The sequence below is a fragment of the Mycobacterium sp. E3298 genome, assembly GCF_001666895.1.
Classification (GTDB): domain Bacteria; phylum Actinomycetota; class Actinomycetes; order Mycobacteriales; family Mycobacteriaceae; genus Mycobacterium.
The window spans coordinates 1-5,715 of sequence record NZ_LZJB01000032.1 but is presented as its reverse complement, the minus strand read 5'-3'; the positions used below and the strand labels follow the sequence as shown (position 1 = coordinate 5,715).

Genomic DNA, 5,715 nt, shown 5'->3' with positions numbered 1-5,715 from the left:
GACCGCGATCGTGCTGACGCGCGCCGGGGCGGCCGCCGAGGCCGCCGAGGCGGCCGAGATCCGTCAGCGGGTTCGGCACGCCATGCTCGGCGAGACCGAATTGCTCTTGGCCCCAGACTTTTTCACCACCTGGGCGGTCAATTGTCCGGCGGCCGGCGGTGTCGACATCCAGGTCAAGCGCGGCTTCGCCGACAACGAACTCAATCGGTACCGCTACGACGTCGTTATCCACAAGGCGCCCGCGCAGGTCCATTCGATGGCCGACGCCCCCACGTGGTCGTGGACAGAGTGCGCGGGCTTGACGGGCTTGCGCGACGAACTCGCCTCCCAGCGGCCGGCCGTCGTCCGGATCACCGACATCCCGCAGGCCGGGGTGGTCAACGACGTCCGCGTCGAAGCGGCGCTCGCCGCCGGGCGGCCCGTCGCCGACGCGCTCGCCGAAGCCGATGTCGAGGACGCCGCCGTCGCCGAGGAACTGCATCGCCTCGGGGAGGCCGCCGGTTACCTCGTCGCGGTGACCTGGGGCGCCCAACCGGGGACGCTCAGTGCGGTCTTCGTCGACGCCGGGGACCAGCCCGCCGCGCCCCTGACCGACCTCTACCTGCCCGCCCCGCGACAGCGCGCCAGCCACGCCAACGACCCGCGCACCAACACCAAGATCGGCGAGGTGCGCGACCAGCTGAGCGCGTGGCTGCCCGAGTACATGGTGCCGACACACATTGTCGCGCTTGAGGAATTCCCGCTGACCTCCTCCGGCAAGCTGGACCGCAAGGCGCTGCCGGCGCCGGAGTACCAAGACGTGGACCGCTACCGCGCCCCGGCTACGCCCGCCGAAGAGATCCTCGTCGGCATCTACGGACAGGTGCTCGGGCTCGAGCGGGTCGGCGTCGATGACTCGTTCTTCGACCTGGGTGGCGATTCCCTGTCGGCGATGCGACTGATCGCCGCGGTGAACGCGAGCCTGAACGCCGACCTCGGGGTGCGCGCCGTGTTCGAGGCGCCCACGGTCGCCGAGCTGGTGCTCCTCATCGGCGACGAGGCGAACCGCCCGGTGCCCCTGGTGGCCGGGGAACGCCCGGATGTGATTCCGCTGTCGTTCGCGCAGACGCGGCTGTGGTTCATCGACCAGTTCCAGGGCCCCTCGCCGATGTACAACGTCACCGTCGCCTTGCGGCTGTGCGGGCAGCTGAACGCCGACGCGCTGGTCGCGGCGCTGGCCGACGTCGTGGACCGCCACGAGAGCCTGCGCACGGTGTTCGCGGCGAGCGACGGAATCCCGCGGCAGGTGGTGGTCTCCGCCGAGCAGATCGGATTCGCCTGCGCCGTCACCGACGCCCGCGGCTGGCCGGAAGACCGCCTGCGCGAACAAGTGGCCGGGGCGGCCCGGTACGCCTTCGACCTCGCAAGTGAAAGTCCCTTGCACACCGAACTTTTCACCGTGAGCAACGACGAACACATCCTGGTGGTGGCGGTGCACCACATCGCCGCCGACGGCTGGTCGATCACCCCGTTCGCCCGCGACCTCGGGCTGGCCTACGCCAGCCGGTGCGCGGGGCGGGCCCCGGACTGGGCGCCGCTGGCGGTGCAGTATGTCGACTACACCCTCTGGCAGCGCGCGCATCTCGGCGAGGTGGACGACCGCGACAGCCGGATCTCGGCGCAGCTGGACTTCTGGACCGACACGCTGGCCGGGTTGCCCGAACGCCTGCAACTGCCCACCGATCGGCCCTACCCGCAGGTTGCCGACCACCGCGGCGCCCGCCTCGCGGTGGACTGGCCGGCGGAGCTACAGCAACAGATCCGCCGCGTGGCGCGCGAGCACAACGCGACCAGCTTCATGGTCATTCAAGCCGCGTTCGCCGCGCTGCTCTCCAAAGTCGGCGCCAATGACGATGTGGCGGTGGGCTTTCCGATTGCCGGCCGATCCGAGCCCGCGCTCGACGAGCTGATCGGCTTCTTCGTCAACACCCTGGTGCTGCGGGTCGACGTGGCCGGCGACCCGACGTTCGCCGACCTGTTGGCCCAGGTGCGGCGGCGCAGCCTGGCCGCCTTCGAGCATCAGGACGTGCCCTTCGAACTCCTGGTGGAGCGGCTCAACCCGACCAGGAGCCTGACCCATCATCCGCTGATCCAGGTGCTGCTGGGGTGGGAGAACTTCCCCGGGGAGGTCACCGCGCCCGCCGGCGGGCTGGCGCTGGGCGATCTGCAGGTCACGCCGATGCCCGTGCACACCGACACCGCTCGCATGGACCTGACGTTCTCGCTGGCCGAGCGCTGGACCGACTCCGGCCAACGGGCCGGCATCGCCGTCACGGCCGAATACCGCACCGACGTCTTCGAAGGCAAGACCGTCGAGGCGTTGATCGAGCGGTTGCAGCGGATGCTGACGGCGGTCACCGCCGAGCCGCGGAGCCGGCTGTCCGCGGTGGACCTGCTCGACCCCGCCGAACGCGCCCGGCTCGAAGAATGGGGCAACAGGCGGGTGCTGACCGAGCCGGCCGCGCCGGCGTCGGTTCCGGCACTGTTCGCCGCGCAGGCGGCCCGCACCCCCGACGCGGTGGCGCTGGTCTGCGACGGCCGGTCAATGACGTACCGCGAACTCGACGAGGCGGCCAACCGGCTGGCGCACCTGCTGATCCGGCACGGCGCACGCCCGGGTGAGCGTGTGGCACTGCTGTTTTCGCGTTCGGCCGAGGCGATCGTGGCCATCCTGGCCGCACTCAAGTCCGGGGCGGCCTACCTGCCGATCGACCCGGCGCTGCCGGCGGCCCGGATCGAGTTCATGCTCGGCGACGCCGCGCCGGTCGCCGCGGTCACCACCACCGAGCTGGCCGACCGGCTGAACGGGTTGGACCTGGCGGTCGTCGACGTCGGCGACCCCGCCCTGGCCACCGAGCCCCGCACGGCGCCGCCGGCGCCCGCGCCCGAAGACCTCGCGCACATCATCTACACCTCCGGCACCACCGGTGTGCCGAAAGGCGTTGCGGTAACCCAAAACAACGTCGCACAGCTCTTCGACTCGCTGCGGATCGGCATCGAACTGTCGCCGGAGCAGGTCTGGACCCAGTTCCACTCCTACGCCTTCGACTTCTCGGTGTGGGAGATCTGGGGCGCACTGCTGCACGGCGGCCGGCTGGTGGTGGTGCCCGAATCGGTTTCGCGCTCACCGGGAGAATTTCATGCCCTCCTGGTCGACGAGCGCGTCACCGTGCTCACCCAAACCCCGTCGGCCGTGGGGTTGTTGCCGACGGACGGGCTGGATGCGACCGCTCTGGTGATCGGGGCGGAGCCCTGCCCGCCCGAACTGGTGGATCGCTGGGCGCCCGGACGGGTGATGGTAAACGTTTACGGCCCAACCGAAACGACGATGTGGGCGTGCAAGAGCGCGCCGTTGGCGGCGGGGTCGGGCTTCCCCCCGATCGGCTCACCGGTGACGCGGGCGGCCTTCTTCGTGCTGGACGAGTGGCTTCAACCGGTCCCCGCCGGGGTGGTCGGAGAGCTGTACCTGGCCGGCGACGGTGTCGGGGTCGGGTATTGGCGCCGATCCGGGTTGACGGCGTCGCGCTTCATGGCCTGCCCGTTCGGCGGACCGGGAACCCGGATGTACCGCACCGGCGACCTGGTGTGCTGGGGGCCCGACGGGCAACTGCGCTACCTCGGCCGCGCCGACGAACAGGTCAAGATCCGCGGCTACCGCATCGAACTCGGCGAAATCCAGTCCGCCCTGGGCGCTTTGGACGGTGTCGAGCAGGCGGTGGTCGTCCCCCGTGAGGACCCTCCCGGCGACAAACGGCTGGTGGGTTACGTCACCGGGACGGTGGACGCGGGCCACGCCCGCGCCGCGCTGGCCGAGCGGCTCCCGGCGTACATGGTGCCGGCCGCGGTCGTCGTCCTCCCGGCGCTGCCCATGACCGTCAACGGCAAGCTCGACACCCGCGCCCTGCCCGCCCCGGACTACCACGACGTCGGCAACTACCGCGCCCCGAGCACGGCGGTCGAGGAGATCCTGGCCGGCATCTACGCCGAGGTGCTCGGCGTCGAAAGCGTCGGGGTCGACGACTCGTTCTTCGATCTCGGCGGCGATTCACTGTCCACGATGCGCCTGATCGCGGCCATCAACAGCTCGCTCGAGACCGAGCTGCCGGTGCGCGCCGTGTTCGAGGCGCCGACGGTCGCGCAACTGGCCCCCCGCATCGGCGAGACCGCGGGGCGCCTGCGGCCGTTGGTGGCGGGAGACCGCCCGGCCGTGATCCCGTTGTCGTTCGCGCAGAGCCGGTTGTGGTTCATCCAGCAGTTGCAGGGCCCGTCGCCGATCTACAACATGGCGGCCGCGTTGCGGCTGCGCGGGCGCCTCGACACCGATGCGCTACGGGCGGCGCTGGCCGACGTGGTCAACCGCCACGAGAGCCTGCGCACGCTGTTCCCCGCCCGCCACGGAACGCCCCAGCAGCTGGTGCTATCCGCCGAGGAGGTCGACTTCGGCTGGGAGGTCGTCGACGCCACCGGATCCCCGGCGGGCGAGGTGGACGAGGCCATCGCGGCGACGACCCGCCATACCTTCGACCTGGCCACCGAGACCCCGCTGCGGGCAAAGCTTTTCGCCCTCGGCGAGCGCGAACACCTGCTGGTCATCGTCGTGCACCACATCGCCGCGGACGGCCTGTCCCTCACGCCGCTGGCCGCCGACCTCAGTGTCGCCTACGCCAGCCGAAGCGCGGGGGAGGCGCCCGGCTGGGCCGACCTGCCGGTGCAATACGTCGACTACACGCTGTGGCAGCGCGCGCAGTTCGGTGAGCTGGACGACAGCCAGAGCCCCATCGCGGCCCAGCTGTCCTACTGGCGGGATGCGCTGGCCGGGATGCCCGAGCGGTTGCAGCTGCCCACCGACCGACCCTACCCGCCCGTCGCCGACCAGCGGGGCGCCAGCGTGGTCGTCGATTGGCCGTCGGAACTGCAGCAGCAGGTTCGCCGGGTGGCCCGCGAGCACAACGCGACCACGTTCATGGTGGTGCAGGCCGCGCTGGCGGTGCTGCTGTCGAAAGTCGGTGCCAGCTCGGACATTCCGATCGGCTTCCCGATCGCCGGGCGGCGCGACCGCGCCCTGGACCCGCTCGTCGGTTTCTTCGTCAACACGTTGGTGCTGCGGGTCGACCTGGCCGGCGACCCCACTTTCGCCGAACTGCTGGCACGCGTCCAGGCGCGCAGCCTGGAGGCCTTCGAGCATCAAGACGTGCCGTTCGAGTTGCTCGTCGAGCGGCTCAACCCGGCCCGCAGCCTGACCCACCACCCGCTGGTGCAGGTCATGTTGGCCTGGCAGAACTTCGCCGGCCACGACGATCCGGCCGCCGGTCTGGCGCTGGGCGACCTCGACGTCACCTCCGTGCCGGTCGACACCGAGTCCGCCCGGATGGATTTGGTGTTCTCACTGGCCGAACGCTTCAGCGAGACCGGGCAGGCCGCCGGCATCGGCGGCCGGGTGGAATTCCGCACCGACGTCTTCGACGCCGACACCATCGAAGCGCTGATCGCGCGGCTGCGGCGGGTGTTGGCGGCCATGACCGCCGACCCCGGCCGGGCGTTGTCGTCGGTGGATGTGCTCGATGAGGCCGAGCGGGCGCGGCTGGATGTGTTCGGTAACCGGGCGGTTCTGAGTGCGCCGGTGCCGGGGTCGGTGTCGGTGCCCGGGTTGTTCGCTGCGCAGGTGGCCCGCGCGCC

1 protein-coding gene is annotated in these 5,715 nt (G+C 71.0%); it reads left to right on the top strand.

Annotated elements, in window-relative coordinates; genetic code table 11:
• Nucleotides 1–5,715 (top strand): non-ribosomal peptide synthetase (locus A9X05_RS01470; RefSeq protein ID WP_156736188.1); only part of this gene is annotated, 5,715 nt, incomplete at both ends.